Source organism: Myxococcus sp. MH1, from assembly GCF_059738865.1.
Window position 1 is genome coordinate 6793672 of the sequence record NZ_AP026947.1, and the last position, 26974, is coordinate 6820645.

At 67.5% G+C, this 26974-nt stretch carries 24 protein-coding genes, 1 tRNA gene and 5 pseudogenes; 13 read left to right on the forward strand and 17 right to left on the reverse strand.

What is annotated here, in order from left to right; all coding sequences use genetic code 11:
- The first annotated feature begins 10 nt into the window (after positions 1 to 10).
- On the forward strand, positions 11 to 199 hold the full coding sequence (locus tag AC6JA9_RS26350) for a hypothetical protein (RefSeq protein ID WP_426745045.1): 189 nt from the start codon (positions 11 to 13) through the stop codon (positions 197 to 199).
- A complete protein-coding gene (locus AC6JA9_RS26355; protein WP_483578186.1) occupies positions 186 to 1583 on the forward strand; it encodes a recombinase family protein in 1398 nt (465 codons plus the stop codon). Before AC6JA9_RS26350 ends, AC6JA9_RS26355 begins: the two co-directional genes overlap by 14 nt.
- Before the next feature lie 330 nt (positions 1584 to 1913).
- On the opposite strand, the gene AC6JA9_RS26360 is transcribed toward AC6JA9_RS26355, so the two are convergent.
- Positions 1914 to 3092, reverse strand: a complete 1179-nt coding sequence (locus AC6JA9_RS26360; RefSeq protein WP_483578187.1) for an IS256 family transposase — start codon at positions 3090 to 3092, stop codon at positions 1914 to 1916.
- A 567-nt stretch (positions 3093 to 3659) separates the two neighbouring features.
- Between AC6JA9_RS26360 and AC6JA9_RS26365 the strand changes: the two are divergent.
- A pseudogene (locus AC6JA9_RS26365) lies at positions 3660 to 3902 on the forward strand (transposase domain-containing protein); the annotation flags it as partial.
- Between the two features lie 128 nt (positions 3903 to 4030).
- On the opposite strand, the pseudogene AC6JA9_RS26370 reads toward AC6JA9_RS26365, so the two are convergent.
- Positions 4031 to 4975, reverse strand: a pseudogene (locus AC6JA9_RS26370) (transposase); the annotation flags it as partial.
- 53 nt (positions 4976 to 5028) lie between these two features.
- Complete coding sequence (locus AC6JA9_RS26375) at positions 5029 to 5562, reverse strand: transposase (RefSeq protein ID WP_223786058.1); 534 nt, start codon at positions 5560 to 5562, stop codon at positions 5029 to 5031.
- Between the two features lie 78 nt (positions 5563 to 5640).
- Between AC6JA9_RS26375 and AC6JA9_RS26380 the strand changes: the two are divergent.
- A pseudogene (locus tag AC6JA9_RS26380) lies at positions 5641 to 5952 on the forward strand (integrase core domain-containing protein); the annotation flags it as partial.
- A gap of 41 nt (positions 5953 to 5993) precedes the next feature.
- On the opposite strand, the gene AC6JA9_RS26385 reads toward AC6JA9_RS26380, so the two are convergent.
- Genes AC6JA9_RS26385 through AC6JA9_RS26395 form a run of 3 tightly spaced genes read right to left on the reverse strand, consistent with a single transcriptional unit; the run spans position 5994 to position 10704 of the window.
- Positions 5994 to 7235: a phosphorylase family protein gene (locus AC6JA9_RS26385; RefSeq protein WP_223786059.1), complete on the reverse strand. Its 1242-nt coding sequence runs from the start codon at positions 7233 to 7235 to the stop codon at positions 5994 to 5996.
- Complete coding sequence (locus AC6JA9_RS26390) at positions 7232 to 7702, reverse strand: response regulator (RefSeq protein WP_223786060.1); 471 nt, start codon at positions 7700 to 7702, stop codon at positions 7232 to 7234. The genes AC6JA9_RS26385 and AC6JA9_RS26390 overlap by 4 nt, the downstream gene beginning before the upstream one ends.
- Positions 7699 to 10704: a hypothetical protein gene (locus AC6JA9_RS26395; protein ID WP_497958017.1), complete on the reverse strand. Its 3006-nt coding sequence runs from the start codon at positions 10702 to 10704 to the stop codon at positions 7699 to 7701. The genes AC6JA9_RS26390 and AC6JA9_RS26395 overlap by 4 nt, the downstream gene beginning before the upstream one ends.
- A gap of 501 nt (positions 10705 to 11205) precedes the next feature.
- Here AC6JA9_RS26395 and AC6JA9_RS26400 point away from each other — a divergent pair.
- Both AC6JA9_RS26400 and AC6JA9_RS26405 read left to right on the forward strand, forming a co-directional pair.
- Positions 11206 to 11346: a hypothetical protein gene (locus tag AC6JA9_RS26400; RefSeq protein ID WP_223786062.1), complete on the forward strand. Its 141-nt coding sequence runs from the start codon at positions 11206 to 11208 to the stop codon at positions 11344 to 11346.
- 15 nt (positions 11347 to 11361) lie between these two features.
- Positions 11362 to 11643 (forward strand): annotated as a pseudogene (locus AC6JA9_RS26405) (transposase); the annotation flags it as partial.
- Here the strand turns inward: AC6JA9_RS26405 and AC6JA9_RS26410 are convergent.
- The 5 genes and pseudogenes from AC6JA9_RS26410 to AC6JA9_RS26430 form a co-directional block, all read right to left on the reverse strand.
- A protein-coding gene (locus tag AC6JA9_RS26410) for an ISNCY family transposase (protein ID WP_483578188.1) occupies positions 11644 to 13250 on the reverse strand; the annotation gives its coding sequence in 2 pieces (ribosomal slippage) (positions 11644 to 12278 and positions 12278 to 13250; 1608 coding nt in all).
- A 60-nt stretch (positions 13251 to 13310) separates the two neighbouring features.
- Positions 13311 to 13589: pseudogene (locus AC6JA9_RS26415) on the reverse strand (transposase); the annotation flags it as partial.
- Complete coding sequence (locus AC6JA9_RS26420) at positions 13586 to 13915, reverse strand: hypothetical protein (protein WP_223786100.1); 330 nt, start codon at positions 13913 to 13915, stop codon at positions 13586 to 13588. The pseudogene AC6JA9_RS26415 and the gene AC6JA9_RS26420, both read right to left, overlap by 4 nt.
- An 87-nt stretch (positions 13916 to 14002) precedes the next feature.
- Complete coding sequence (gene tnpB / locus AC6JA9_RS26425; protein WP_497958018.1) at positions 14003 to 14401, reverse strand: IS66 family insertion sequence element accessory protein TnpB; 399 nt, start codon at positions 14399 to 14401, stop codon at positions 14003 to 14005.
- Positions 14395 to 14787, reverse strand: coding sequence for a helix-turn-helix domain-containing protein (locus AC6JA9_RS26430; protein ID WP_483578190.1), 393 nt, complete (start codon positions 14785 to 14787; stop codon positions 14395 to 14397). Before AC6JA9_RS26430 ends, tnpB begins: the two co-directional genes overlap by 7 nt.
- A gap of 528 nt (positions 14788 to 15315) precedes the next feature.
- Here AC6JA9_RS26430 and AC6JA9_RS26435 point away from each other — a divergent pair.
- A tRNA-Ile gene (locus AC6JA9_RS26435) sits at positions 15316 to 15389 on the forward strand.
- 331 nt (positions 15390 to 15720) lie between these two features.
- Here AC6JA9_RS26435 and AC6JA9_RS26440 read toward each other — a convergent pair.
- Together AC6JA9_RS26440 and AC6JA9_RS26445 are read right to left on the reverse strand one after the other, a co-directional pair.
- A complete protein-coding gene (locus AC6JA9_RS26440; protein WP_483578191.1) occupies positions 15721 to 17043 on the reverse strand; it encodes a hypothetical protein in 1323 nt (440 codons plus the stop codon).
- A gap of 231 nt (positions 17044 to 17274) precedes the next feature.
- Positions 17275 to 17832, reverse strand: coding sequence for a hypothetical protein (locus AC6JA9_RS26445; RefSeq protein ID WP_223751993.1), 558 nt, complete (start codon positions 17830 to 17832; stop codon positions 17275 to 17277).
- Between the two features lie 179 nt (positions 17833 to 18011).
- On the opposite strand from AC6JA9_RS26445, the gene AC6JA9_RS26450 reads away from it, so the two are divergent.
- The 3 genes from AC6JA9_RS26450 to AC6JA9_RS26460 are packed head-to-tail and all read left to right on the forward strand — an operon-like array spanning position 18012 to position 18947.
- Positions 18012 to 18269, forward strand: coding sequence for a ribbon-helix-helix domain-containing protein (locus tag AC6JA9_RS26450; protein ID WP_046714565.1), 258 nt, complete (start codon positions 18012 to 18014; stop codon positions 18267 to 18269).
- On the forward strand, positions 18266 to 18436 hold the full coding sequence (locus AC6JA9_RS26455) for a hypothetical protein (RefSeq protein WP_223752028.1): 171 nt from the start codon (positions 18266 to 18268) through the stop codon (positions 18434 to 18436). The genes AC6JA9_RS26450 and AC6JA9_RS26455 overlap by 4 nt, the downstream gene beginning before the upstream one ends.
- A 58-nt stretch (positions 18437 to 18494) precedes the next feature.
- Complete coding sequence (locus tag AC6JA9_RS26460; RefSeq protein ID WP_223751994.1) at positions 18495 to 18947, forward strand: hypothetical protein; 453 nt, start codon at positions 18495 to 18497, stop codon at positions 18945 to 18947.
- 7 nt (positions 18948 to 18954) lie between these two features.
- Here AC6JA9_RS26460 and AC6JA9_RS26465 read toward each other — a convergent pair whose 3' ends face one another.
- Genes AC6JA9_RS26465 through AC6JA9_RS26475 form a run of 3 tightly spaced genes read right to left on the reverse strand, consistent with a single transcriptional unit; the run spans position 18955 to position 20974 of the window.
- Positions 18955 to 20019 (reverse strand): lysylphosphatidylglycerol synthase transmembrane domain-containing protein, encoded by a 1065-nt coding sequence (locus tag AC6JA9_RS26465; RefSeq protein WP_223751995.1) that lies wholly within the window; start codon positions 20017 to 20019, stop codon positions 18955 to 18957.
- Between the two features lie 17 nt (positions 20020 to 20036).
- Positions 20037 to 20768: a tyrosine-protein phosphatase gene (locus AC6JA9_RS26470; protein WP_223751996.1), complete on the reverse strand. Its 732-nt coding sequence runs from the start codon at positions 20766 to 20768 to the stop codon at positions 20037 to 20039.
- Complete coding sequence (locus AC6JA9_RS26475) at positions 20765 to 20974, reverse strand: DNA gyrase inhibitor YacG (RefSeq protein ID WP_141333120.1); 210 nt, start codon at positions 20972 to 20974, stop codon at positions 20765 to 20767. The genes AC6JA9_RS26470 and AC6JA9_RS26475 overlap by 4 nt, the downstream gene beginning before the upstream one ends.
- An 85-nt stretch (positions 20975 to 21059) precedes the next feature.
- Between AC6JA9_RS26475 and AC6JA9_RS26480 the strand changes: the two genes are divergently transcribed.
- Positions 21060 to 22049 carry an NAD(P)H-quinone oxidoreductase gene (locus AC6JA9_RS26480; RefSeq protein ID WP_223752024.1) on the forward strand — a complete coding sequence of 330 codons (990 nt, stop codon included), beginning with the start codon at positions 21060 to 21062 and terminating at the stop codon, positions 22047 to 22049.
- Here AC6JA9_RS26480 and AC6JA9_RS26485 read toward each other — a convergent pair.
- Positions 22046 to 22579, reverse strand: a complete 534-nt coding sequence (locus AC6JA9_RS26485) for a hypothetical protein (protein ID WP_223751997.1) — start codon at positions 22577 to 22579, stop codon at positions 22046 to 22048. The genes AC6JA9_RS26480 and AC6JA9_RS26485 overlap by 4 nt on opposite strands.
- Before the next feature lie 453 nt (positions 22580 to 23032).
- Between AC6JA9_RS26485 and AC6JA9_RS26490 the strand changes: the two genes are divergently transcribed.
- Together AC6JA9_RS26490 and AC6JA9_RS26495 are read left to right on the forward strand one after the other, a co-directional pair.
- Positions 23033 to 25864 (forward strand): serine/threonine protein kinase, encoded by a 2832-nt coding sequence (locus AC6JA9_RS26490; protein ID WP_473569038.1) that lies wholly within the window; start codon positions 23033 to 23035, stop codon positions 25862 to 25864.
- 13 nt (positions 25865 to 25877) lie between these two features.
- Positions 25878 to 26900, forward strand: a complete 1023-nt coding sequence (locus tag AC6JA9_RS26495; RefSeq protein WP_223785635.1) for a tetratricopeptide repeat protein — start codon at positions 25878 to 25880, stop codon at positions 26898 to 26900.
- The last annotated feature ends 74 nt before the right edge of the window (positions 26901 to 26974 follow it).

Consider the following 26974-nt stretch of genomic DNA (forward strand, 5'->3'; position numbering starts at 1 on the left):
GAGGTCGCGCATGGCCAACCACCAGGAAAGGAAGCCGAAACAGCTCTCGCTCCCGCTCGGAAGGGCGCCGAGTCCCCGGGTCACCGAAGAGCAGCACCACCAAGTGGTACTGCTGCTCGCGCAGCTCCTGCTGAGCACGGTGCCTCCGCCAAGCCGCGGCGACGGCGCCGCGACGGAGGCCGGCGATGAACCGTACTGAGTTGCCGGAGACGGTCCTGCAGCGGCGCGCCATCGTCTACGTCCGTCAATCCACCGTCGCGCAGGTTCAGGACAACGTGGAGAGTCAGCGCCGCCAGTATGCGCTCGCTGACCTGGCGCGCGCCTACGGATTCCGTGACGTCGTCACCATCGATGAAGACCTTGGCCGCTCGGCCAGCGGGACGATCGCCCGTCCGGGCTTCGAGGCGCTGGTAGCACAACTTTGCCAGGGCCGCGTTGGAGCCGTCTTCTGCCTGGAGGCTTCCCGGCTGGCGCGCAACGGTCGTGAGTGGCACCACCTCCTGGAGTTGTGTGGCCTTGTGGATGCTCGCGTTGTCGACGGCGACGGTGCCTATGACCCGAGCGTGCCGAATGACCGGCTACTCCTCGGGCTGAAGGGGACCATCAGTGAATTCGAGCTGACCCTGATGCGCCGCCGGCTCATCGACGGAGCGCAGGCCAAGGCACGGCGCGGGGAACTCCATATTCCCGTGCCGGTCGGTTACCTGTGGGCCCAGGGGCCTGCCTTGGAAATAGACCCGGACCGGCGCGTGCAGGAAGCCATCCGTACGGTATTCCGACTCTTCGCGCGCCTGGAGAGCGCACGGCAGGTGCATCTGTCCATGTGCCGTGAGCGCCACCTGTTCCCACGGCCGAGCGATGGCAAGCGGTGGGGGGCACCCAGGTGCTGGACGCCACCGACCTACCGCAACATCATCAGCGTGTTACAGAATCCTGTCTACGCAGGCGTGTATGCGTATGGGAAGTCGACCCAGCGCACCCAGCTTGTCGAGGGGCGCCTTACGAAGAGCTACGGGCACCCCCGTCCCATGCACCTATGGACGGTGCTGCTGAGAGACCATCATGCAGGCTACATTTGCTGGGAAGAGTTCGAGCGCAACCAGGAACGCCTGCGGCGCAACGCGCACCGCCGCCCTGCTGGCAGCGCGAAGTCGGCAAGAGGCGGAGGAGCCCTGCTCTCGGGCCTGCTGCGTTGCCGCCGCTGTGGGCGCATGCTCCTCGTGGCGTACACCGGGCGTCCGCCGCGCCGCGCGCGCTACCTCTGTCACCGGGGCCGGGAGGCCCACGGCACCGCGCCCTGCATCTCCTTCGGCTCCTCTCGGCCGGACGACCTCGTTGCGGCCGAGGTGCTGCGAGCCGTCGCTCCCGTCGCCGTGGAAGCAGCAATAGCCGCCATGGACCTTGCCCAGCAGCAACACGCCGAGCGGCGGCGCGCCCTCGAACTCGAGAAGGAGCAGGCGAACTACGAGGTGCGTCTCGCACAGCGTCGCTACGAAGCCGTTGACCCGGACAATCGACTCGTCGCCGCCGAGTTGGAAGCGCGATGGAATGCGGCTGCGTGCATGCGAGCAGCGCGTCAGTGAGCGGGAGCCTTCGTCTGCCTCCGTCCCGGACCGCGAAGCGCTGTTACGTTTGGCAGGCGACCTGCGCACAGCATGGGACGCCTCAGGGGCGGATGCCGCCTTGAAGCAGCGACTGGTGCGTACCCTGATTGAGGAGGTAGTCGTCGACATCGACGATGCTCGCCGAGAGCTGGTGCTCATCATTCACTGGCGGGGTGGGCAGCACTCAGAGGTGCGAGCACGCAAGCCCGCCACGGGAGAGCACCGCAAGCGTGCCTCCGCCGAGGTCAAGTCCCGAATCGTGTGTAGTTGGTTCGGAGGGAGGCAGGGGAGGAATGCTCCTTGGCGGTGTCAATCAGCGGCAGTGTCTGGGGTTGAGTTGAGCAGGGCCATGTCGAGGTAGCGGCGGTCGTCCCAGATACCAGTCACTTCGAGGGCGACGGCGGTGATGAGACGCAGCGCGCTGGCACGGTCCGGGAAGGCGCCCACGGAGCGGATGCGGCGCTTCACTTCGCCGTGCAGACGCTCCAGGCCGTTGGTGCTGCGCAGGCGCTTCCAGTGGGCCTTGGGGAAGGAGAAGAAGCAGGTGGCGGCGGCGAAGCCCTCGCGCAGGCACTCCATGGCCTCGGGGACCTGGCGGCCCAGTCCGGCCTGGAGCGCCTCCAGACGCTTCCTGGCGTCCAGGAGAGAGGGGGCCTCGAAGACGGCCGAGGTCTCCTTGCCGAGGCGTCCTCGCAGGCGCCAGGGAGCCTTGGCGAGGACGTTCCGGGTGAGGTGCACCGTGCAGCGCTGGAGCTGGGCCTCGGGCAGTGCCTGCCGGGCCGCGGCGGCCAGCCCCGCGTGCCCGTCGGCGATAACCAGGCGCACGCCCCTCAACCCTCGCTCGAGCAGTTGGCGCAGCAGCTCCAGCCAGGAGTCCTGCGACTCGCTGCCACCCAGAGTCACGGCCAACAGGTGCCGGTGCCCATCCTCTCCCACGCCGTAGGCCACCAGGGCCGACACGTTCTGCACCGTGCGCGCCCACCGGGCGTCCAGGAAGGTGGCATCCAGGTACAGGTAGGGGAAGGCCTGGGTGAGAGGCTGGGTGCGAAGGGCCTCCACCTTCTCTTCGAGGGACTTCGTCACTCGGCTCACCGTCGAACGCGAAACCTCCTCGCCCATGAGCGCTCGCGTCACCCGACCCATCTTCCGCGTGGAGACGCCCTGCACGTACGCGCTGGTAATCGCCTCGTCGAGCTCTTCGCTGCGCCGCTTGTAGCGACCCAGGACGGCCTCCGCCGAGCCGCTGGCCCGCGTCCGGGGCACGGCCACCTCCAGGTGCCCCATGGACGTCAGCAGGCCGCGCAGGTAGCTGCCGTTGCGCTGGTCTTTCCGCCCCGCCACCTGCTGCCAGCGCCCGGCCCCCACCAGCCCCCGAATCTCCTCCTCCAGCAGCATCTCCAGCGTCATGCGGATGGCTCCCAGGAACAGGCCTCGCACGTCGGTGCGCACCTCCTCGTGCGAGGGCGCGGCAAACTCGGTATCGTCCACTTCAGGGAACTCCTCGGCTCCCCTGCCAGGGGGAGACCGTCTCGGTTGGTTTCACCGAGGAGCTTCCCTCTTTCCCGCTCGTCCCTGCTCGCCGACTACACACATATAGGGACACGACCTCCGCCGACGCCGATGCGATGATTCGTGCGATGGCTGGCGAGCAGTCTGACGCGGCCATGGCGGTACGTCTCAACCAGGCGGGCCACCGAACTGGCCACGGCCTTGCGTGGACCCATAGGCGCGTCGCTGCGTACCGACGGACGGCCCGAATTCCAGCCTACGCCTCTGGCCGGCAGGACAGCGGCTGGCTCACCATGCGGGATGCTGCCGCAGCCCTCGGCGTGCCGAACCAAGCCATTCGAAAACTCATCCAGTGTGGGCTTCTCCCCGCCAAGCAGGTGATGCCGGATGCTCCGTGGCAGATTCGAGCGGAGGACCTGCGAGCGACACACGTGCTTGAGGCCGTCCACAAGCGACGTAGGAGCCCTCGCGGCGCGAGCAAGCCCCGCCGTCGCGTGAAGCGGTCGACAACGCCCCGCAGAGGTGACGCACAATGAAACTCCCATTGCTCTGGGCCGGAAGAACTTCCTCTTCGTCGGGCACGAAGCCGCCGGAGAGAACCTTGCGGGCCTCTACGCCCTGGTGGCCACCTGCGAGGCCAACGGCGTCAATCCCGAGGCGTACCTGGCCGACGTCCTGCTACGCGTCCAGACGCATCCCAACTCGCGCATCGCAGAGCTGCTGCCGCACGAGTGGAAGCGTCGGCAGACCACAGGTCCTCCCGAGTCGCACCTCCAACCCATTCCCTGAACACCCCTCCGGTCGTGGCGTCTACCGGGCACGGACCTCGTCCGTCTTCAACCGCTTACGCCACGTCGCTGACCGGACGGATACGTTGCGCAGCACCGCGTGCAGGCGGCTCAATTCTGGTGGGCAGGCCCCCCTTTTGACACCCGCTCCAGGCTCTTCTCAATGGCGCCCAGACGTCGGAGCAGTAGCAGTCCGGAAGGTTTGAGGGGTGGGCGGTGGTCGTCGGTGAGGGCGCTGCGGACGGCCGCCGCATAGGCTTGCGTGGCGCGAGCGCCCGCATCCTGACGGCCTTCCACGGTCCGTTCGACCTTCCTCACCTCGCGCACCCGCTTCTTCAATTCCTTCTTCGCATGCCGGTCCGCCTCGTAGAGGGGACGCGCCGCTTCACGCAGGTAGTGGAAGTGGCAGAGTTGGTGCGGCACCTGTGGCAATGCGTGGGCCAAGGCGTTTCGGATGCTCCGCTGCCCATCGGACACCACGCCGACGATGGGCACCCGCCCCAGCGTGCGCTTCACTTCTTCGAGGAGCGGTACCAGTTCCTGCTCGCCTCCGGACAGCAGGGGCCGCGCCAGCAGCACCTGCCCCGACAGGCACTCGCGCACCACCCAGAGCACCTCGTGCCCCACGTCCGGAGCAAGCCCATCAATGGCAAGCACTGCCCGCCCCTGCCGTTTGAGCGCCTCTTGCACCCGACCGGAGTCGAGCAACTTGAGGCTGATGAGCTCGTCGTAGCGGTCGAGCAGGTTGGTGCAGGTGCGCGCGGAGACGGCGACGCCCTTGTGCCGTAACAGGGCGTGGATTTCCGGCACGCTGCGGTGCTCCCGGTAGCGCTGCGCCCCGATGAAGGCCAGCACGTCCAGGCCGAACTCGTGCTCGGGCAGCACCCAGCGCCCCTCCCCCTCGGCCCGCAACGACACGCCCTCCAGCAGGCACCCCTCTCGGTGGCACACCCGCACCTGCACCGACAATCCCACGCAGCCGGTGAGCGTCGTCACGCAGCGGCGGGAGCGCCAGTCCGCACGCGTCCGCGCGCCGCACGCCTCGCAGCGCCGCCGCTCGCTGTCGACCCTCACCTCACGGGTGGCAACAGGGCGAGCAGTCGTTCGAGCCATGGTGGTATCCCCCTTCAGAAGGACAACACCTGGGGCTCAGGCCATATTTGCCGGTGTAGTTTTTTTTCGAGCACCAGCAGCGCCGCCGCCTCCGTCAGCGCCTTCTCCTTGCGGTGCAGCTCCCGCTCGAGTTCCTTCACCCGCTTCTCGGCGGCGGCCAGGCGTTTGCGCTCCTTGGCCGGCAGCGGCTCCGTGGCGCTACCCGAGAGCGCCCCCGCTGCGGCTTGCTGCCACTCCTTCAGCTGCGCCTCGTGCAGCCCCTCGCTGCGCAAGAGGGCCCCCAACTCTTCGACTGTGAGCCCCTGGGTTGCCGCCAGCACGCGCAGCTTCTCCTCCGGCGTCCACTTCTTCGGCCCTGCGGGCGCGGTGGGCTTCTTCTCTTCAGGTGGGGGCGTCATCGCCGCCACCCTATTCGCCTCGCGCAACCACTGCGACAGCGTCGGTTGGGACACTCCCACCTGCCGGGCCAGCGCCGCGGCACTCACCGCTCCCGGGCCCACCATCCGCTTCACCATCTGCGTCTTGAATGCATCCGTGTACGGCACCACGTCCTGCCTGCTCTCGCCCCCAAGGCGTCGTCAGCTCGGCTTATCCGCCGAGGCGACAACTTCCCTGACACAGGGGGGTACCGCCCCAGCTTTCCCCTGAGGCCCTTCGCCTCCGTCGAGAACGCGCACGACTGGGTGACGCGCTTCGTGGACTGGTACAACACCGAGCACCGACATTCGGCCATCCGATTCGTCACACCCGACGACAGGCACTTCGGCCGCGAGACGGCACTGCTGGCTCGACGCCACGGGGTATACCAACGTGCGCAAGCCCGTCACCCCGAGCGCTGGAGTCGCGGCACGCGCGACTGGTCACCGGTGGGCCCCGTGCGCCTCAACCCCGCGCCCAACCTCATCCCGCCTCTGCTGGAAGTGAGGGACGCCGGCTGAACCCTCTCACGCGACAACTACCTTGACGCTCACCGAGAAGGCTATACGCCGAAATTGTAGTGATGTGTAACTACCTCATGCGCAAAGCGGGCAGAAATCGTACTGCAGACGGCATGATAGATGCTATTTTTTTCGCCGTTACAGTGGTCGGCTACCGACTTCAGGCAGATGAAGTCTGGAGTGAGGACTGGCGTGTTTAGGCAGGCGTAATAGAAAGCATAGCTCTCCATGTCGATGGCCCAGATCTCCTCGTCCCGGTCGGTGATTTGACTGAGAGTCTTCAAGCTGGTGACGACCGCCGAACCAGAGCCTGCGCCCCTCTCATGCACCTTCCAGTTCGCAATACGTCCCTCGCTTTGCTTCGTGACCGCAGCGAGTGTGTGCGGGGTAGGGTTGTAGCCGCCCTCGGTCATCCGGCGGATCGTCTTGCTAATGCCGTTGCCTGGGCAATTCAGCGGCATCGGGCGCGGCCTGAACACCGTCTCCGTGCCGTTTGGTCCGTCGACCTCCTCCCACTTCCCGTAGTCCCATGCCGAAGCACTTCTAAACGCCACGAGGTCGCCGATCGCTGTGCGCTTGGCAACACCCCCGCAGAACCCCGTTAGGACGATCAGCTTCGGGCGGAACTGGGTTAGCAAAACTTGGGTCACCGATGCGCACGGGGGCTGCCCGGCTTGCCCGATCGAGTAGAGGAGGCCTCGACGCATCCGGCCGAAGGCATCGGTGAAGGAGAAGTCCTTCGCCCCATCGAGGTCGTCGGACGGGCTCAGTTCGAAGATGTCGGCGTACGGCTTGGCTTCCTTATCCAGTGCCGTTAGGAGGATCAGGTCGACGTCATGGCTTGAGTTCGTCACTAGGCGACGGGCCGTCCTCGCCCGCATCACGTAGCTAACCTTCGCCTTGAACGCTTCTCGCCACGTCCCCTCAGCATCCTCGTGCAGGCAACCCATCAGATGCTGACCGATGCTTGTCCGTAAGACGTCCAGGACTTCGGGGTCCTTGCTGATGCCAATCACGTCCGAAGGGGCCTTGACCTCTTCGCCTTCGAATATCTCCTCAAGCAGGAGCTGCGTGTTCGCGAGGCTGACATTCGCGTTTCCAGCCTTGATCGGAAGGGTAAGGTCGATGGCCACCAGATCGTGGAAACCGGCCTTCAGCCTGTCACGGGCGGACCAGACATCCTGGACTAGGTCGACCTTCGACCCGGCGCCGGCAGCCTCATTCGCGATGCGCTGTAGCTCGGCGCCCACGTCTGGACGGTCATGAATGATCAGGATTCTCATGCGCGGCCCACTCCCTTGAGCAGTTCGAGAAGATCAGCGTCCCAACCGGCAGAGCCGAAGCGCACGGCGCCCAGCAAATGGTGTCCAAGGAATCTGCGCGCCTGACGGCCCACATCCTCCAAGCCGAGGATCACCTCATGCCCTGCGGCCGGCGCTGCTGTTGGGAATGCGTCGAAGCCGGTAACTACTATCGTAGGCACCTCGCACTCAAGGTAGAACATCCGGCCAGCGATCTTGAGGCCGCCAGTATAGTCGTGCGCGCCACGTCCGCCGCGGTCGCCGCCGGCGCGGATGTCGAGGGAGATGTCCAGGATCAGGAGGTCCCATCCCCCCTCCTCGACGAGACGCTCAGCATCTCGAAGGTCGCGCGCGCGAACGACATCAATGGAGCCCAATCCTTGGCGGAGCACCGCCTCGATGCGGGACCATTTCGGATCGTTGTCCTCCACCGCAAGGACGCGCATCAAGCCGGAACCCCGTTACGAACCGATACCAGGACCTCGAACGCGCGCTCAGTGCGCCGGCAGAGCACACACGCATCGTGACCGACAAGGGTGGCTGAACTCGCGGCAATCTTCGCTAGACCGGAGTTACCCTCACGCGTCACGGCCTCGTTCCGACTATGATACACGTGACCCTCAACGCTCCGTTCCCCGAGGTCATCGACCGAGCATGCGTCGGCCGCATTCCGAAACGCAAAGTACTCGGGCGCGCCCTCGCGGCGGTCGATCTTCAATTCCACTTCCGGCCCCAAGCCGTGGCGCAGCGCGTTGAAGTAGAGTTCACGCAACATGTCGAACGCGATCTTCACGTGCCGAGGGCCGAACGATACGGAGTGGGCTTCGGAATCCATGACCACTTTCAACGTTTTGCCGGGGATCAAGTTCTCGAATAGCGCCTCGGCCGCTAGGCTGAGTTGGCTTAAGGAGATGGGACCGGACGTCACGGCGTCAACGCCGTCGAACCAGTTGCGCAGGTCTGCGATCCGTCGTTGAACGGCGTCGTTAACGGCGTTGTGTACTAAATGGACATCTGCCTCGCGGTAGCTCGTGCTGCCGGCTTGCCTATCCCGGATCGCAATGAACGGCGCGACCAAGCCGGTCGCCACTTCCTGCTCAAACGCCGACCGTGCCGCAGCCACCTGTCCGCGAAGCTTGCCCTTGATCCATTCGATGACGATATCCGTCACCGCAAGCATACCGTCCGCCTCCCTCGCTCTGGCCAAGAGTGCGTCCAATTCTTTGGGTTCCGGGATCAAGTCAAACAGCCCATCGGGCTTCTCGACCCGTTTGGTCTGGAGGCGGCTTCCGCACCAAGCATCGACCCATTGCTCGGTAGCCAGTTTGTAGTCCTCGACAAGCGCAGCCCTTCTCTGCCGCGACACCGACGGTATGGTCGCGGCGACGACTTCAGCCATCGCAGACCACAACTCCTGAAGTAGGTTGTTGTGCCGGAACCGTCCTGAAAGGACGACCTCCAATCCAAACGCGGGGTGCTGCATGAAACCTTCGAGGACCGCCATGACGCACGCGAAAAGGGATTGGTCGCGTTGCCGAACCCTGAACACCTGTGTGCGCCCGTTCGGGAACGTAATAGGTGTCTCAACGATGGCCGTCAAAGGCCCAGCGTCGTCAAGGCGGGGACGCAAACTCTCGACGGCTTGGTAGAGGTTTTGGTTTGCGTCGTTCGCATCCTTTCGGAACGTTTCCCAAGGCACCTCAAACTTGCCTGCGTTTACATCGGTGAGAAGGAGTTCCGCTGTGAGTGCCTTCACCTCGCTTTCGTAGACATACTCCGTGAGGAGCACGCCGAAGCCAAACCGTCGGATGCAAGATTCCATTGCCCGAACGCGTTGGTCCATCGCTGCGATATAATTGGGCGCCATTCCAGTAGCCAATAGGTTTTGCGTAGTCAAGTAACGGCGGACCAGAGCGGGTGCGGCGGAACCGAACTCTTTGATGATGGTGTCGACGGCTGACTGGAAGTCCATGCCCCTGAGCAACGGCTCCAGAGTGAGGCGAAGGCGAAGCGGGTCGGCGTTGGTCTCGAGTTCCATGAGGATGAACAGGTAGGCCCCGTCCAAGTTACGGAACGGCTTCAACCGCCGAGTCGCTATGATTTCCTCTACCCAGTGCCAGTTGATCCCAGTCAGGTACGATGGCCGAAGGCGCGTCTGGGACCTGACGACACTCAGCCATTCCGCTATCCGTCCCTCCTCCTCAAGATGCCGTAACCTCCATTGGAGTTCATTGATCCAGAGACGGTCGCGGAACGGAACCCGACGACTGATCTCGGCATCGGTGGACCGCTGGATCTCATGCGGCGGCAGAATGTCGACACCGTGATCGTGCAGGCGCCTCATCATCACCATTGCGGATGGCGTTGAGGCGACGAACGGATTCACAAATCCTAGGAAGCACATCAGGCGGAAAGCATCCCGCACTTCCAAGTCGCGCGCTGCCCGCTCGATCATGTAGATTGAGCGGAGCATTGACCCGATGAAGCGGCCGGCGTCGACGAAGTGCCAGACCGCGTGGTCGCCCACGATGATGGTGAATTGCGACGGGTCCGGATACTCCCTGACGCGCATGTTCGTCAGCACGCCGAACGGCATTGATGCGCCTTCGTCAAAGAGCCCTGCCACGGGGTCGAGATTGCAGAGGGTGGCGTAGCCGTCGAGTTCGTCCCGCGACAAGCTGAACCGTTCTGCGAGGCGGTCCGAGCGCGTTCCGAGAATGAAGTCAACGCGCTCGCGCACCATCGACGATATCATTCCGGCACGGGAACGAGGCTGCTGATCGGCGATGTCGGAGAGGAAGCTCGCCAGATGCCTCGCTAAGCGCGTTCCCGACGCGATCTCGTGCTCAACGTGGTCAAGGACGAATTCGATAGCGTCATACGGGTGTCCCATCAACCCGATGAAGCACTTAAATGCGAGCGAGGTCTCGCGCGCGGCCTCGTCGCTTAGCATCAGCTTCAACGCTAGCTTTTCGGCGTCGTGCTCTCTCCCGGTAACGACGTAGGACAGAAAGTTATCCAGTGCTGCAGCGGGCGGGGTGCTGGAGAAATGGTACACCATTGGGTGGACCAGCCGCGCGCGGGCCCACCCCTTTGATGAGAGTCCATGCTCGAGGCGCTCGATCATCGTCTCGGTCGCTGAGTGGTTTGAGGCGCACTTGAGCCGCAGGCCAAAGAGCGACTGCGAGTCTACGGACCCCAATTCGTCGCTAGCCGGATCCAACGCAACGGGAGTTCGCTGGAGAAGGCGGTCGCTTATACTTGAGCCGAGTGCGTACAGCCGCGCGACGGACTCACTGTTGGCGTCAGCATATGCAAGGACAATCTCAAGGAGCCGCGCCTCCACTGAGGGATGCCGCGATGCGAGCAAACGCTCGCACAACTGCCAGTCCTTGGGGTCGAACTCGAATACGGTCCAGCCTTCCGGCAGGCGGAAGAATTTGCTTGCCAAGAAGGGCGAGAGCCGTTGTTGCTCGGCTCCCGAGGTGTCGAGTATGCCCCTCAGGATTTCGCGTCGGTGAACATGAAAAGTGCCACTTCCCCGAGCCAGGTTTCGGAGGTCTCGGCTTGATGAACTCATGCGCATTCCGGATCAGGCATCGGTCCACTATACGGGAAGATTGCGGTGGCCAGGCAAGCGGAAGGTTGATCTGATGAAGGATTATGCGGTTTTCGCGTGCCGCCGACGAAGTTCCCCATCAGGCATCAATTCCCTCGCCCATCCGAACGTGCTCCCACCGGACCGGAGCCTGGTCCGCTCGTCCGCAAGAGCATCTGCGCCAGACCGGCGATCGAGGAGTACCAGTAGAGGGGCGCGTCCGCCTCACCGGCGCAGGGTAAGCGTGCGGCGACGGCTCGCGCCGCGACTCGGGGATGGGCGGCTCACCGCGATCGGAACAAGCGCGTTCGGCTCACGCCGCTGTGCATCGACTTGCTGCACCGAGGCCGTCCCGTGCGCGACGGCGAGGGCATCCTGCGCAGCCCGTGCGACGCGGACATCGGCGTCGTCGTCGAGCTGGCGTTTCTGCCCTTCTTCGTCGAGTGGCAGTGGCAGGGTGAGTCTGCCCCAGTTCCGTGGACACCCGAGATGTGATGAAGGGGACCAAGGATGTCCACGGATACGAAGCAGAGAAGGAAGCGCCGCAGTTTCACCGCCGAGTTCAAGGTGGAGGCTGTCCGGCTGGTGCTGGAGGAGGGCAAGACGGTGGGCCAGGTGGCGCGAGACCTGGACCTCACCGAGACGGCCCTTCGCACCTGGGTGGAGCGACGAGCCCGGGCGGACCGGGGCCAGGGCAAGGCGGGAGCGCTGACGACAGCCGAGCGTGAGGAACTGGCGCGGCTGCGTAAGGAGAACCGCCAGTTGCAGATGGAGCGTGACTTCCTAAAAAAACTACACCGGCAAATATGGCCTGAGCTCCTCTTCGATGCCTCGGAGGTAGCTGTCCGGGTCTGCGCGGAAGCGCCGGCCCATGACGCGAGGGACGCGCCGCTGTTCCAACTGAGCGCGCAGCGTCCGCCAGGCGTCGAGGTCTCCCGGTGCCAGGTGGGTGCCGTCGAGCGCTGGGAGCAGTTGGGCTGCAGCGATGGCGGGCAGCCGGACCCCACCGCGCACGACGAGGCCGGCGCTCCCGCGCACCCGGCCCGAGGCTCGCCGCTCGTGGTAGCGACAAGTGCCGAAGAGGTGTTCCAGGTCATTGTCGGTGCGCGGCAGCTCCGGCACGTCGTAGCAGTGGAAGAGGCCCTTCCAGTAGCGACGCGTTTCGAGCAGGAAGTGAGCGAGTGCCTGACGCAGGACGCCCTGATGACGTCGGCGTGTCCAGCGCACCATGGCGGCCAGCAGCGCGGCGAGCCGGCGTCGCACTCCTGCGGCGTCCAGGCCAGGCTCGTTCTTGAGGATGGCTGCAGTGCGTTCCACCCACCGGTAGGCCCGCGCAAGGGCGGGCCAACTCGCGGCAGTGGCCCTGAGTGCGTTGCGCAGCACCGCGTGCAGGCGGCTCAATTCTGGTGGGCAGGCCCCCCTTTTGACACCCGCTCCAGGCTCTTCTCAATGGCGCCCAGACGTCGGCGCAGTAGCAGTCCGGAAGGTTTGAGGGGTGGGCGGTGGTCGTCGGTGAGGGCGCTGCGGACGGCCGCCGCATAGGCTTGCGTGGCGCGAGCGCCCGCATCCTGACGGCCTTCCACGGTCCGTTCGACCTTCCTCACCTCGCGCACCCGCTTCTTCAATTCCTTCTTCGCGTGCCGGTCCGCCTCGTAGAGGGGACGCGCCGCTTCACGCAGGTAGTGGAAGTGGCAGAGTTGGTGCGGCACCTGTGGCAATGCGTGGGCCAAGGCGTTTCGGATGCTCCGCTGCCCATCGGACACCACGCCGACGATGGGCACCCGCCCCAGCGTGCGCTTCACTTCTTCGAGGAGCGGTACCAGTTCCTGCTCGCCTCCGGACAGCAGGGGCCGCGCCAGCAGCACCTGCCCCGACAGGCACTCGCGCACCACCCAGAGCACCTCGTGCCCCACGTCCGGAGCAAGCCCATCAATGGCAAGCACTGCCCGCCCCTGCCGTTTGAGCGCCTCTTGCACCCGACCGGAGTCGAGCAACTTGAGGCTGATGAGCTCGTCGTAGCGGTCGAGCAGGTTGGTGCAGGTGCGCGCGGAGACGGCGACGCCCTTGTGCCGTAACAGGGCGTGGATTTCCGGCACGCTGCGGTGCTCCCGGTAGCGCTGCGCCCCGATGAAGGCCAGCACGTCCAGGCCGAACTCGTGCTCGGGCAGCACCCAGCGCCCCTCCCCCTCGGCCCGCAACGACACGCCCTCCAGCAGGCACCCCTCTCGGTGGCACACCCGCACCTGCACCGACAATCCCACGCAGCCGGTGAGCGTCGTCACGCAGCGGCGGGAGCGCCAGTCCGCACGCGTCCGCGCGCCGCACGCCTCGCAGCGCCGCCGCTCGCTGTCGACCCTCACCTCACGGGTGGCAACAGGGTGAGCAGTCGTTCGAGCCATGGTGGTATCCCCCCTTCAGAAGGACAACACCTGGGGCTCAGGCCATATTTGCCGGTGTAGTTTTTTTAGGAGCGCCCGCTCCATTTCCAGCTCGCGCACCTGCTTGCGCAGCTTCGTGAGCTCCTGCCGCTCCGCACTCGTCAGTGCTCCAGGCTTACCCTGGCCTTTGTCGGCCCGCGCCTGGTCCACCCACATCCTCAAGGCCGACAGCGTCAAGTCCAGGTCCCTTGCCACCTGGGACGTCGTCTTGCCCTCCTCCAGTACCAGCCTCACCGCCCCAGCCTTGACTTCCTCCGTGTAGCTACGCCGGGGACGTCGCGGCTTCTTCACTTCCGTCATGTCGGACACCGTACCTGCCTCTTCCTTGGTGTCCACTGATGCGGATCAAGCCCATACCTCGCCGCATACCGGCCGACGCGCGCGTAGGGCTCGCCTTCGATGAGGATTCGGGCGGCATCGACGTCGAGCCCTCGAAGCAACCTCCGCTTCAATTGCCGCTCAGTCTCCTCCACGCCCGCATTGACCGCCTGCCACGCGGTGTCGAACGCAGCCAGGTCTCCAGTGCTTGCACCCACCACGCCCTTTTGCGCGCGTTCCAACGTCTCCTCCAGCGCCTTGACGCTGTCCTCGAATCCTTCCGGCACTTCGATGGTCACCTTCGGCATCGTCGGATGTCCTCCTGTGGCTCAACCCGCCAGCAACCTCCCCTCCCATCGACCATCAGTCACCCGGCGGTCCCCCTGCTTGTCTGCTCACTCGCTGCTCAGGATCAGATCCACACCCCCTATCGCAAGGACTTTGTCGTCCACGGCCGGAGGCGACAGCTTCCACCGCCCCGCCAGCTCGCAGCCTTCCAGGAAGAGGGACAGCTCACTCACCGTCAGTTCCACCGCCTGCGCGCCCTCCTCGCTCCAGGGCCTGGCGAAGCGTCCCCGGAAGAGCCTCTTGGTGAGCAGCACCAGGCCCGTGCCGTCGAAGTGCAGCACCTTGGCTCGACGCCGACACCGACCGACGAAGTGGAAGACGTCGCCCTTGAGCAACTGTTGTCCCAACTGCTGCTCGACGAGCGCGCTCAATCCATCGAAGCCCCGGCGCATGTCCACCGGAGCCGCGTACGCGAAGACGCGCACCGCGCGCGTGAGCGTCAGCACCCCAGCGTCCCCAGCAGCTGCGCGGCGCTCTCCACGCTCAGTCCTTCGACTCGCCAGCCGCCCGGCGACACCAGCACTACCTGCTGCACTCCCGGCCCCGCGGCTGCGGCGGGACGTGCGCTGACGCGCACCGGCACCAGGGCCGCGCTTGTCTCAACGGGCTTCGGACGGGAGCGGCCCTTGCGCCATTCGTAGAGCGTCGGTCCGGACACGCCCAGCGTCTTTCCCGCGTCCGTCACTGTCCCACCCGCCGCCACGGTGTGCTCGGCGTAGCGCACCGCGAAGGCGCGCAGCGCCTCGGGGAACGGCAATGAGCCGCTGCGCCTCCCGGCCTTCAACCGCTGCGCTTCCTGGCGGAACTGCTCCAACTCCTTCTCCAACTCCACGGACCACCTCCTGGCGTGTGGCCAACGGAGGTCTCATGAGCGGCTCGGTCCGTCACGACGGGGCACGGCGAGGTCTTACGACATCCCGGGCTCCGTCCATCACATCTCGGGTGTCTACGGAACTGGGCTACCCCCAACGCTGCCGTCGCGCGGAAGCGCTTGAGAAGGTTGTGGGTGGCGCAGATGAGGCCCCACTCCTCCCGGGCGTCTACGTCTCGGCCCTCCCCTTTGGCCGCTTCTCAGGGGAACTTCATTGGCCGGTTCTGGGTGACCACTGAGAGTTGCCTCCCCCCAGGATGCGGCGCTCCACCTTGGAGAGTCGATTGGCGGGCGGTCCAGAGAACCGGTCTCACGCTCTCGCAGAGCCCAGGAGTCACGACCTGAAGCCCGGAGCGCGGGAGGCCCTGCTGCCAGCGCCATCCGCCATGAGCCAGGACCGACAGTCCGCCTCGGGCGCTCCTCCCGAGCCTCCCTGCGTCGAAGTCCTTGCGGCGGCGTCCTTGTCCCGCTATACGGGCGTCACTTTGTGGCCAGGTAGCTCACCTGGTTAGAGCGGCGGTCTCATAATCCGCAGGTAGTCGGTTCAAGTCCGACCCTGGCCACTGCCCCGGAATCACTTTCCCAAGTGATTCCGGGGCTTTTCTTTTCGTGGCACCGGGACTTCAGCGGACCTGGCATCCCCGCGCGGGCCAGCCTGCAAGGGCAGGACCCGGGTGGAGATTGGCCCCCCCTGCTCCCCCGGGAAGGCCACCACGAGCCTCCAACACTTCGGGGCCCTCCATCCCCCAGGACACGTCGCCGCGCAGGAGGGCCAGCGAGCCGCCGGGCCACTCGCCACGGCGGACCGAGCACTCGTGGAGGAACTCAACCAGGCGCCCCACCGCGCCAGCATGCGCGGCCAGGGGCACCGGCCCGAGTCACGACCTCAGCAACTCACGAGTCGTAACCGGTGTACCCGCGCAGCACCACGACCTTGCGGCTGGCCGGGTAGTACAGCACCGCGAACTGGTTGAACTCGTGGCAGTTCTGGCACGACACCTCCTGGGTGCCCAGCCACGCCTGCACCTCACCGCCTCCGGTGAACGCGTCGATGGCGGCCAGCAGCGCCGCGCCGTCCCCGTAGTAGTTCGTGCTCAAGAGGATGCTGTTCGCCAGGCCCGCGCGGTTGGTCACCGTGCCGGCCTCGAACGTCGGGATGTCCCGGTACCCCGGCCACTGGAGCGCGTCGTACGCGGCGCGCAGGCTCGCGGCCGGCTGCGAGCAGCGGGGCGTGGTGTACGCGGAGATGGAGTCCAGCCCGTGCCACGCGCCGTTGTTCGAGCCGTCGTTCCATGCATCCCGCGCCGCCTCCAGCGCCGAGGCGTCGATCTCCGTCAGCGCGAACGGCACGTTCGGCGTCTGGTCGCAGATGTTCGTCACGTACTGGCACCGCGACACCTGGCGGTACGAGCCGCACAGCCCGAAGTCCAGCGTCCCCGCCGGCTGCGCGTGGATGCAGTCATACACCGACAGCTCACAGGCGGGCGTCGGCCAGACCTCGTACGGGTCGCCCGTCGTCACCGCCAGGCTCGTCACCCTCGGCACCAGCCGCGCCGTCTTCTGCGACACCGCCTGCCCGCCCTGAATCACGTTGAAGGCGAGCGGAATCGTCGTCGGGTCCATCGCCTGCTCCACCGCGGAGTAGGACCAGTCCAGCTTGAAGGTGTCCGCGTCCACGCGTGACACCTGCGGAATCCCATCCGGCCCCGTCACCAGGAGCCCGTCCGCCAGCACGTCCGCGCGGCCCCGGTACACCAGGCTGCTGATGGGGTCCTTCACATAGACGGGGTCCACCTTCTCGTCGATCCACACCGGCGACGTGCCCCGGAAGTCGAAGAAGCGCGGGTACACCTCGATGCGCGCCGTGTACTGCGTGGGCGTGCCCGTGAAGGTGTTCACCGTGATGAACAGCGGCAGCCCGGAGAGGATGGAGTTCAGCTCGTGCCCCACCGGCAGCACCACCTCGAAGCGGCGCTCGCTGATGATGTTCGCCGTGCCGAAGGCGTCATCCGGCACGAAGCTGAACACATACTGCAGATACCGGTTCGCCGTCGCCTTCAACACCAGCGAGCGCACCCCGTTGCGCGTCTCGAACGTGCCCATCGTCTCGAAGCTCAGCTCCAGCGACGCCTCGGACGCGTAGATGCGCGTCGCCGTCGCCTCCGCCTCGGAGACCGCCAGCGCCGGCTCTGGCGCCGGCTCCCCACCCGAATCCATACAGCCCGTCGCTCCAGACAACGCCAGACATGCAATCAATACCTTGCGAAGACGCATCATTCCGCTCCAGGTGAGCTACTCGGGGAAAATCATAATAACGTGAGCACCCGGCCACACAACGTGTCAATCCCGTCACAGCGCCGCGGGCCCCGAGGAGACCTGGATTGATACATGAAATGAAAAAGGCGCCGGCCCCAGGACAGGGGACCGGCGCCCGGGGACGACGAGACGTCAGGAGTCGTAGCCGGTGTAGCCCTGCAGCACGACGACCTTGCGGCTGGCCGGGTAGTACAGCACCGCGAACTGGTTGAACTCATGGCAGTTGTGGCACGGCACCTCCTGCGTCGACAGCCACGCCTGCACCTCGCCACCGCCCGCGAAGGCGTCGATGGCGGCCAGCAGCGCCAGCCCGTTGCCGTAGTAGTTCGACGTCAACAGGATGCTCTGCGACAGACCGGCCCGGTTGGTGAACGTCCCATCCTCGGCGGAGGGGAAGCCCTGGTTCTCCCACGCCAGCTCCTGCATCACCGCCTGGATGGTGGTGGGCGTGGTGGGACACTGGGGCGTGATGTACGCGGCAATCGGATGCAGGTAGTGCCACGCACCACCGTTGGAGCCCAGGTTCCACGTCGCGCGAGCGGGCTCCAGTGATGAGGCATTGATGGACGTCAGCGAGAACGGCACCGGCGTACACGCCTTGGCCACCGTCGCGACTTCCCGACCCCCCTCCGCGAAGGCGGAGAAAGAAAACACAGCGACCACCGCAACCATCAGACGACGGAAGTTCATCAGTGTGCTCCAGGTGAGGAAGGCGCGGATTAGCACACCAATTTGAGAAACCGGCTAACAAAGGTGTCACTTCCACCCCTCGGGGGCCGGGCCGTTTTGTTGACGAGTCCCCGGACCACCCTCCTAATGCCCGGACACGTCAGTAGCGGCCTGTAGCAGTCCCCCCGGGAGGAACCCCCATGCAGGATGGAAGCGCCAGCCCCCTGAGCCCCGAGCTCGCCCCGTCACCGGGCGCCACGGAGACGCCCGTCGACGCGCGGGGCCCCGAGGCCGACATCGTCTCCACCCACGTCCTGGTCCCCGAGGAGCAGGTGCAGAAGCTGCGCGAGCTGGCGCGGCGCACCCGCATCCACCAGAGCGAGTACCTGCGCGAGGCGGTGGAGGACCTGCTCGGCAAGTACGGCCGCGGCGCCGCCAAGCCCGAGGGCCAGTCGTGAGCATGCTCGCCCAGCGAGGCGCCTCCCCGCGTCTGGGCGAGCCCCAGCCCGTCCTGCGACGCCGCGAGTGGGACGGCGCCTTCCGCCTGCCCCGCCCGCGCCCCTCCTCCGAGCGCCCCTCCTCCATCCGGGATGCCATCATCCGCTGGCTGGACCAGGAGCTGTAGGAGCACCGCCCACGCGGCACCTGGAGGCGACCGACTCGCGCGGGCTAGGCTTGCCGCCATGCGCACTGTCCTGCTCGTCGCCGCCCTCGCCGCCTCCGGCTGTGCCGGCCCCGGTGGCTTCCAGAAGCTCTACCCCGGCATGACGTCCCGGGAGGTCGTCGAGGCCATGGGCCAGGGCCCCACCCGCGCCCACGAGTTCCCCGACCGGTCCTCCGCCTGGTACTACGGCGACGACCAGTGCGTGCTGATGCGCGAGGACAAGCTCGTCGCCAAGTCGACCACGCGAGAGCGCACCGCCGTCGACACGCCCATCGTCTCCATCCGTGACACCGCGAAGGCCGTGTGCGCGCCGGAGGGCTACGCCATCGAGACACGCGACGAGCAGCGCATCGACACTCCCTTCGGCAGCTTCAAGAGCTCGCTCGGCTCGACGAAGGCGCCGAGGAAGTCGACGCCTCCGGCCGACAGCGCGCCGGGCGCCGACACGCAGCCCGACGACGCCCCGTACTGAGCCCGCGTCACGCGCTGGGGGCCGTAGCCTCGCCCTCCTTCTCCAGCTTGCCCGCGATGTCCTTGAAGGACATGTGGCCCAGCGACATGAGGATGAGGCCCAGGCCCACCGTCTGCGCCGTCTGCGCCATCCACAGCACGTTGGCGTACGCGAGCCCGCCGGCGTTCACCACGGTGGCCGGCAGGAAGAGGCTCAGGCCCACCTTGCACGCCGCCTGGAAGGTGCCGACCATGCCCGGCGCCGCCGGAATCATCACGCCCACCACGAGCACGCACAGCACCACGTACGCCTGGAAGAGCGACAGCTCCATGGGCTGGCACGCGGCGCCGGCCGCCACGCCCGAGCAGTCGAAGGCGTTGGCGAGCAGCATCATCCCGAAGCCGTTGAGGCCCCAGTAGCCCACGGTGAAGAGGAAGAAGAGCACCACCTGCCTGGCGTCCGGCAGCTGCCGCATGGCGCCCACGAAGGTGTCGACGATGTCGGCCACCTTGTCGGCGAGCCCCGGCGCGAAGCGGCCCACCGTCGCGCGCACCAGGCGCACGGTGCGCTCCTGCTGCCACAGGCCGAAGAGCAGGAAGAGCAGCCCGCCGCCGAACACCGCGAACATCAGCCACGAGCCCAGCTTGACGTAGCGCACCTCGGGCGTCTCGGTGGGCACGAAGAAGAGCAGCACCCGCATGGACGCGGCGACGAAGAGGCCGTCGACGATGCGCTCGAGCACCACGGACGTCATGGCGGCGCTGCGGCGGATGGAGCTGCGCTGGGCGATGAGGAAGGGCCGGGCGAACTCGCCCAGGCGGAAGGGCAGCACCAGCAGCATCATGAAGCCGATGGCGGAGGCCTCGTTGAGCTTGCGGAAGGGCACCCGCTCCAGGCCCGACAACAGGCTGCCCCAGCGCAGCGTGCGGAAGACGTGGATGCCCAGCAGGCAACCGAAGTACGGCAGCAACCAGATGTAGTTGGCCGACTTGAGGCTGTTGAGCTGCGTCCCCCAGTCCGTGTCCCGGAAGGCCCACCAGAGGAAGACGAGGGTAACGAGCAGGCTGGCTGCGAGCTTGACGGCGCGTTTCACGGCGGCCGGGTATACCGTCAGTCCTGGTCGGACTCCAGCGACTCTCCGGCCAGCAGTCGGGAGGGGTTGTCCCGCAGGAGCCGGACGGCCGTCTGTTCCCCCACCCGGCCGACGAGCTCCGCCAGGGAGCGCCCCAGCCAGTCCCGCGCCCCCACCGGCCCATGCAGGTCCGTGGCGGCGACGGCGTAGAGGCCCTCTTCCAGGAAGGCGCGCGCGAGCTTCTTCGGCGTGGGGCCGTAGCGGCCGATGAGCGCCCCCACGTCGAGCTGGAGCCGGGCGCCGGTGCGCACCGCCTCCGCGGCGCGCCCCTTGCGCTCGAACTCCACGCAGCGCTCCGGATGGGCGATGAGCGGCACCACGCCCTTGGTGCGGATGCGGAACAGGATGTCCGGCAGCGCGGGCACGGGCGCGGTGTAGGGCAGCTCCACCAGCGTCACCTTCCCCGCCCCCAGCATGCGCGCGGCGGGCGTGCCCAGGGCGCGCAGGAAGGCGTCGTCCAGCACGTTCTCCGCGTTGCGGCCGAGCGTCAGCGGGATGCGCTCGCGCGCCAGGGCGGCCGTCAGCTCGGCGAGGCGGGCCTCCACCACGTCCACGGGGGCGTACTCGGGCCGGGCGTGGGGGCTGGGGGCGACGGTGGAGAAGCCCAGGTCGACCAGCGCCCGCGCCATCTCCAGCGCGTCCTCCAGCGAGCGCGCGCCGTCATCCACTGCGGGCAGCAGGTGGCAGTGCAGGTCGACGTAGCCCTTCACGCATCCTCGCGCTGGCGGTCGGGATGGCTTCCGGGCGGCAGCTCGTCCTCCGTCTCATCGGACTGGCGGTCGGGCATGCGGTACTCCTCCCCCAACCACTTGCCCAGGTCCACCGCGCGGCAGCGGCGCGAGCAGAACGGGAACGAGGTGTTCTCGGGACGGGGAGGAACCGGCTTCTTGCAGATGGGACAGGAGGGCGTGCTCATGTGGGACCTGCCTTCTTAGATAAGCCTTGACGCTCTCGTGGGCCAGGACGTTTCGTGCCCGCCCGCCAGCAGGAGGAGGCCCGCCATAAAGGTCATCCGCATCACCACGCCCGGAGGCCCCGAGGTCCTCGCCGAGGACGAGCGCCCCGAGCCCATCCCCGGCCCTGGAGAGCTGCGCGTGCGCGTGCGCGCCACCGCCCTCAATCGCGCGGACCTGCTCCAGATTCGCGGGCTCTACCCCGCCCCGCCGGACGTGGCGCCGGACGTCCCCGGCCTGGAGTACGCGGGCGAGGTGGTGGCGGTGGGCCCGCGCACGCACCGCTTCAAGGTGGGAGACCGCGTGATGGGGCTGGTGGGCGGCGGCGCGTGGTCCGACCAGCTGCTGGCCCACGAGCGGGAGACGCTGCCGATGCCGGAGGGCCTGGACTTCACGGACGCCGCGGCGCTGCCGGAGGCGTACCTCACCGCGTACGACGCGCTGGTGCTCCAGGGAGGCCTGAAGCCGGGCGAGACGGTGCTCGTGCACGCGGTGGCCAGCGGCGTGGGCTCGGCGGCGGCGCTCTTGTGTCAGGCCACGGGCGCGCGCGTGGTGGGCACCGGGCGCAGCGCGGCGAAGCTGTCCCGCGCCTCCGAGTGGGGCGTGAAGCACACGCTCGTGTGCGAGTCCTCGCCGCCGCGCTTCGCGGACCCGGTCCGTGAGCTCACACAAGGTCGGGGCGCGGACCTGTGCCTGGACCTGGTGGGCGGGGACTACGTGCCCGAGTCCATGCAGGCCCTGGCGCCCAGGGGCCGGATGCTGCTCGTGGGCCTGGTGGCCGGCGCGAGCACGGAGGTCAACCTGGGGCTGTGGCTCACCCGGCGCCTGAGCATCACCGGCACCGTGCTGCGCAGCCGGCCGCTCGAGGAGAAGATGGCCCTGGTCCAGAGCGCGGAGCGACACCTGCTGCCGCTGTTCCGCTCGGGCGCGCTGCGCCCCGTGGTGGACGCGGTGCTGCCCCGGGCCGAGCTCGCGCGGGGCCTGGAGCGCATGGCGCGCAACGACTCGGTGGGCAAGCTGGTGGTGCGCTGGGACTAATCCCAGCCATACCAGAGCTTCTGGCGTGAGTCGTACGAGTACTTCCAGAAGACGATGGTGTAGCAGGTGATGCCGAACGAGCCGTCCTCCCGACGCTGATAGCCGATGTCCATGGCGAACGTGGCGGCCGGGCCCTCGGGCTCGACCCCATCACACGTGGGCACCTGGGCGATCCACTCGGGCACCAGCTCCTTCGCGGACTCGGGATAGGCGCCCTTGCTCGCGTGATAGGACTCCAGCGCCGCGATGAGCGGAGCGAAGCGGACCTCCAGCTGGTCGAAGCGCCAGGAGGTGCCGCGCGTCAGCCCCAGGTAGGACAGCACGAGGCCCGCGAGCATCCAGGCCAGGGACAGGAAGTTCACCCTCCTGCGCACCGGGAGCACCGCCAGCACCAGCGCGACGAGCACCAACCCGGCCCCCGCCAGCATCAGGAGCGGCACCGCCAGCGCCGCCGTGAACGACAGATATCCCAATCCTGTCATCAACGCCGCTCCCAGCAGCGTCAGCAGGGGCACGAGCCATTTCGCCATGTCGTGACGATAGCAGACGGATGGCCCCCGAGCGTCCTCGAACCGACAGAGCCCCTGGACTCCTGACGCGGGGCGCGCTGACGGATTGCCGACTTCGCACGCGCTGAGCAGCGCCGGGGTGGTCCAGGACCGCACGCGCAAGTGTCTGCATGGTTCCGGCCCGGCGCCCATCAAATGACAGACGCCTGCCCTCGCGTTCACATAGGCAAGCAGACGCGTCCGCTCAAGATTGGCAACGAGAGCTTTCTCCGGAAAGTCCGACTCCCGAGTCCCCCCCACGCTCTCGCCCAGGCTGGCGTCAGTCACCCCCGCGACCAGGGACGGGCCCGAGGCCCCATCCCTGGCGCGCCAGCGCTCATTTCCGCGTCCCCGATGAACGGCCCGCACCCTTCGCGGTGGCGCGGGCCGCGCGTGCTTTCCAGAGGTGTCCCCTCGCCTCGTCGAGTGCAGACCATGAAGCCAGAACCCTCGCTGTCCGCCCGCAGTGCGCCCCACCCCAGCGCTCCGCTTCCGATGGGTCTTGGAGCCTTCGGCCCCGGAGCCCGCATCCAGCATTACGAGCTCATCCGGCAGCTCGGCAGCGGAGGCATGGGCACCGTCTTCCTGGCGCGGGACACGCGCCTGGGCCGCCGGGTGGCCATCAAGCTGCTGCACTCGAAGGACGCGCAGTTCAGCCAGCGCTTCATCCTGGAGGCCCGCACCACGGCGCGGTGCAGCCACGAGAACATCGTCATCATCTACGAGGTGGGCGAGGCCCATGGCAGCCCATACATGGTGCTGGAGTACCTGCAGGGGCAGCCGATGGACCGGCTGCTCAAGAGCAGTCCGCGCCTGCCGCCGTCGCGCGCCGTGGAGCTGATGTCCCCGGTGCTGCGGGCGCTGTCGTGCGCGCACGCGCACAAAATCGTCCACCGCGACTTGAAGCCGGAGAACATCATCGTGACGGACGCGGGCACCATCAAGGTGCTCGACTTCGGCATCGCGAAGGTGCTGCAGGGGGACGAGCACGGCGCGGAGACGGACCCGCGCGTCCTGCTGGAGGGCCTGCGGCTGCTCCCCCCGCCGGGCCGGATGGACCAGTCGGTCCACCTGACGCGCCAGGGGGCGCTCTTGGGGACGCTGGCGTACATGTCCCCGGAGCAGTGGGGCAACGGCGTGGGCGTGGACCACCGCACGGACATCTGGGCGGTGGGCATCATGTTGTTCCGGATGCTCTCGGGCAGACACCCGCTGGAGCCGCTGCGGGGTCCGCAGTTGATGGTGACGGCGATGATGGACGAGCCGATGCCGCAGCTGCGCGCGGTGCTGCCGGACATCCCGGGGGAGCTGGCCTCGGTGGTGGACCGCTGCCTGCTCAAGCCCAAGGAGCAGCGCTTCCCGGATGCGCTCGCGGTGCTGCGCGCGCTGGAGCCGTTCCTGCCCGGCCGGTTCATCCCCGACGTCGGCGTGGACGAGAGCCCCTATGCGGGGCTCGGCTCGTTCCAGGAGGAGGACTCGCCGCGGTTCTTCGGGCGGGCGCGGGAGACGGCGGCGCTGGTCAACCGGCTGCAGGACCGACCGCTGCTCGCGGTCGTCGGGCCCTCGGGCGCGGGCAAGTCGTCCTTCGTGCGCGCCGGGCTGGTGCCGGTGCTCAAGCGCTCGGGCATCCCCTGGGAGTCGCTCATCATCCGCCCGGGGAGGGACCCGCTGGCCGCGCTGGCCAGCATGGTGGCGCCGCTCGTCACGTCGTCCCCCACGCTGGAGGAGGACCTGCGCAAGCAGCAGCAGATCTCCGCCCATCTGCGCCGGGAGCCCGGCTACGTGGGCGCCGTGCTGCGGGCCCGCGCGCGGCGGGAGCGCCGGCGCATCGTGCTCTTCATCGACCAGTTCGAGGAGCTGTACACGCTGGTGCCGGACGCGGCCGAGCGCCGCGCCTTCACCGCCTGCCTGTCGGGCATCGCGGACGACGCGACGTCGCCCATCCGGGTGGTGCTCTCCTTGCGCTCGGACTTCCTGGACCGGGTGTCGGAGGACGAGCGGTTCATGGCGGAGCTGTCGCCGGGGCTGTTCTTCCTCACGGCGCCGCAGCAGGACGGGCTGAGGGATGCGCTCGTGCAGCCCGCGGAGCTGGCGGGCTATCGGTTCGAGTCCCCGGAGATGGTGGACCAGATGCTCCAGCACCTGGAGACGACGCCGGGCGCGCTGCCGTTGCTCCAGTTCGCGGCCACGCGGCTGTGGGAGGCGAGAGACCCGGGCCGGCGGCTGCTGACGGAGGGCGCGTACCAGCGGATGGGGGGAATCTCGGGTGCGCTGGCGACGCATGCGGACAGCGTGCTGGCGGGGTTGTCGTCCCAGGAGCGGGCGCTGGCGCGCGCGGTGTGCCTGAGGCTGGTCACCGCGGAGCGCACGCGGGCGATCGTGTCGATGGAGGAGCTGCGGGAGCTGACGCGGGACACCGACGCGCTCCAGCGGCTCATCGATGGGTGGGTGCAGGCGCGGCTGCTGGTCATCCAGACGGGCGGGAGCTCGGGCTCGTCGGTGGAGCTGGTGCACGAGTCGCTCATCGGGAGCTGGCCCACGCTGAAGCGGTGGTTGGACGAGGGGCAGGAGGATGCGGCGTTCCTGGAGCAGTTGCGCGCGGCGGCGCGGCAGTGGCAGGCGAAGGGGCGGGACGGCGGGTTGTTGTGGCGGGGGGAGATGGCGGACGAGGCGCGGCGCTTCCAGCGTCGTTACCGGGGGGAGCTGCCGCAGTCGCAGCGGGCGTTCCTGGACGCGGTGGGGGCGCAGGCGAAGCGGCTGGCGCGGGTGAAGCGGGCGTTCATCGTGGGGGCGGTGGCGCTGGTGTCGATGCTGTTCGCGGCGGCGGCGGTGGCGCTGGTGTTCATCCGGGAGGCGCAGCAGGAGGCCGAGCACCAGGCCATCATCGCGCTGCGCGCGGAGGCGACGGCGCGCAACGCGGAGTTCCTGGCGAAGCGCTCGGAGGCGGAGGCGCAGGAGCGGCTCGCGGAGGTGCGCGCCAAGGAGGAGGACCGACGGGCGGCGCAGTCTCGCGCGGAGGAGGCCAATGAGCGGGTCGAGGCGACCAACGAGACGCTGGTGCTGCGCAACGCCGAGCTCGTCACGGCGCTGAGGCGGGCGAAGTGGGCGCGCTTCCATGCGAACGTGGCGATGCGGCGGGCCGAGCAGAGCGCGTTGAATGCGCGGCAGGCGCGCGCCGAGGCGGAGCGGCTGTTGCAGCGCGAGCAGGAGCGGACGCTGCGGATCCAGTCGACGCTCGGAAGTCCTTTCATCGAAACGTTGAAGTGACGTGAGGCACGCCATGTCGGTGATGCGAAGCTGGGGCTCGCGTGGGCGCGGGCTGGCCGTGGTGGTGGTGTCGTTGTGGGGGATGCTGGCGCAGGCGCAGCGGCTGGATTCGCCGCTGGAGGTCGGCGGGAATCGCCCGTGGGCGCAGGGGGTGCCTCGGGACGAGCAGCAGGCGGCACAGGCGCTCTTCCTGGAGGGGAACGAGCGGCTGCGGGAGTCGGTCTTCGTGGAGGCCAGCCGGAGCTATCGGCGGGCGCTGCGGCACTGGAACCATCCGGCGATTCATTACAACCTGGCGCTGGCGTTGATGAACCTGGACCAGCCCATCGAGGTGCACAAGCACCTGGAATCGGCGCTGAGTCATGGGGCGGACCCGCTGGATTCGAACCGGTACGAGCATGCGCGCTCGTACAAGGCGTTGCTCGAGAAGCAGTTGGCGTGGGTGGACGTCCGGTGTGACGAGCGGGGGGCCATCGTCACGCTGAATGGACAGCCGCTGTTCACGGGGCCGGGGAGATACCAGGGGCTCATCCGGCCCGGGATGCACAGCGTGATTGCCTTCAAGGACGGGTATCTGCCGACGGAGAAGCGTCAGGCCTTGATGCCCGGGGAGCGGACGAAGCTCGCGCTGGATTTGTATACGGAGGAGGAGGTCATCCGGTACCGACGACGGTGGTCCGCGTGGGTGCCGTGGACCGTGCTGGGCGCGGGACTGGCGGCGGCGGGCGGAGGTGGCTGGATGCACTGGAAGGCGAATGAGTCCTTCGGGAAGTTCGATGCACGCATCGAGCGTCCCCAGGGAAGCACGCTCACGCCCGAGTTGAAGAGCCTTCACAAGAAGGGCGCGAGCTTCAGGGCGGCTGCCTACAGCGGCTATGCACTGGGAGGAGCCACCGCCATCACGGGAACCGTGCTGCTCTACCTGAACCGGCAGCGGTCCTATCGGCTGACGGCGGAGGACCTCGCGCCCCCCGTGGTCATCGTCCCCGTCGTCGAATCCGAATCACAGAGCGTCGTGGCAACCATTCGCTTCTGAAGGAGGCGCTTCGTGTTCCCCAATGCTTCCCCGAGCTCAATCCCAAGCATCGTCGTGACATGCCTCGCAGTCCT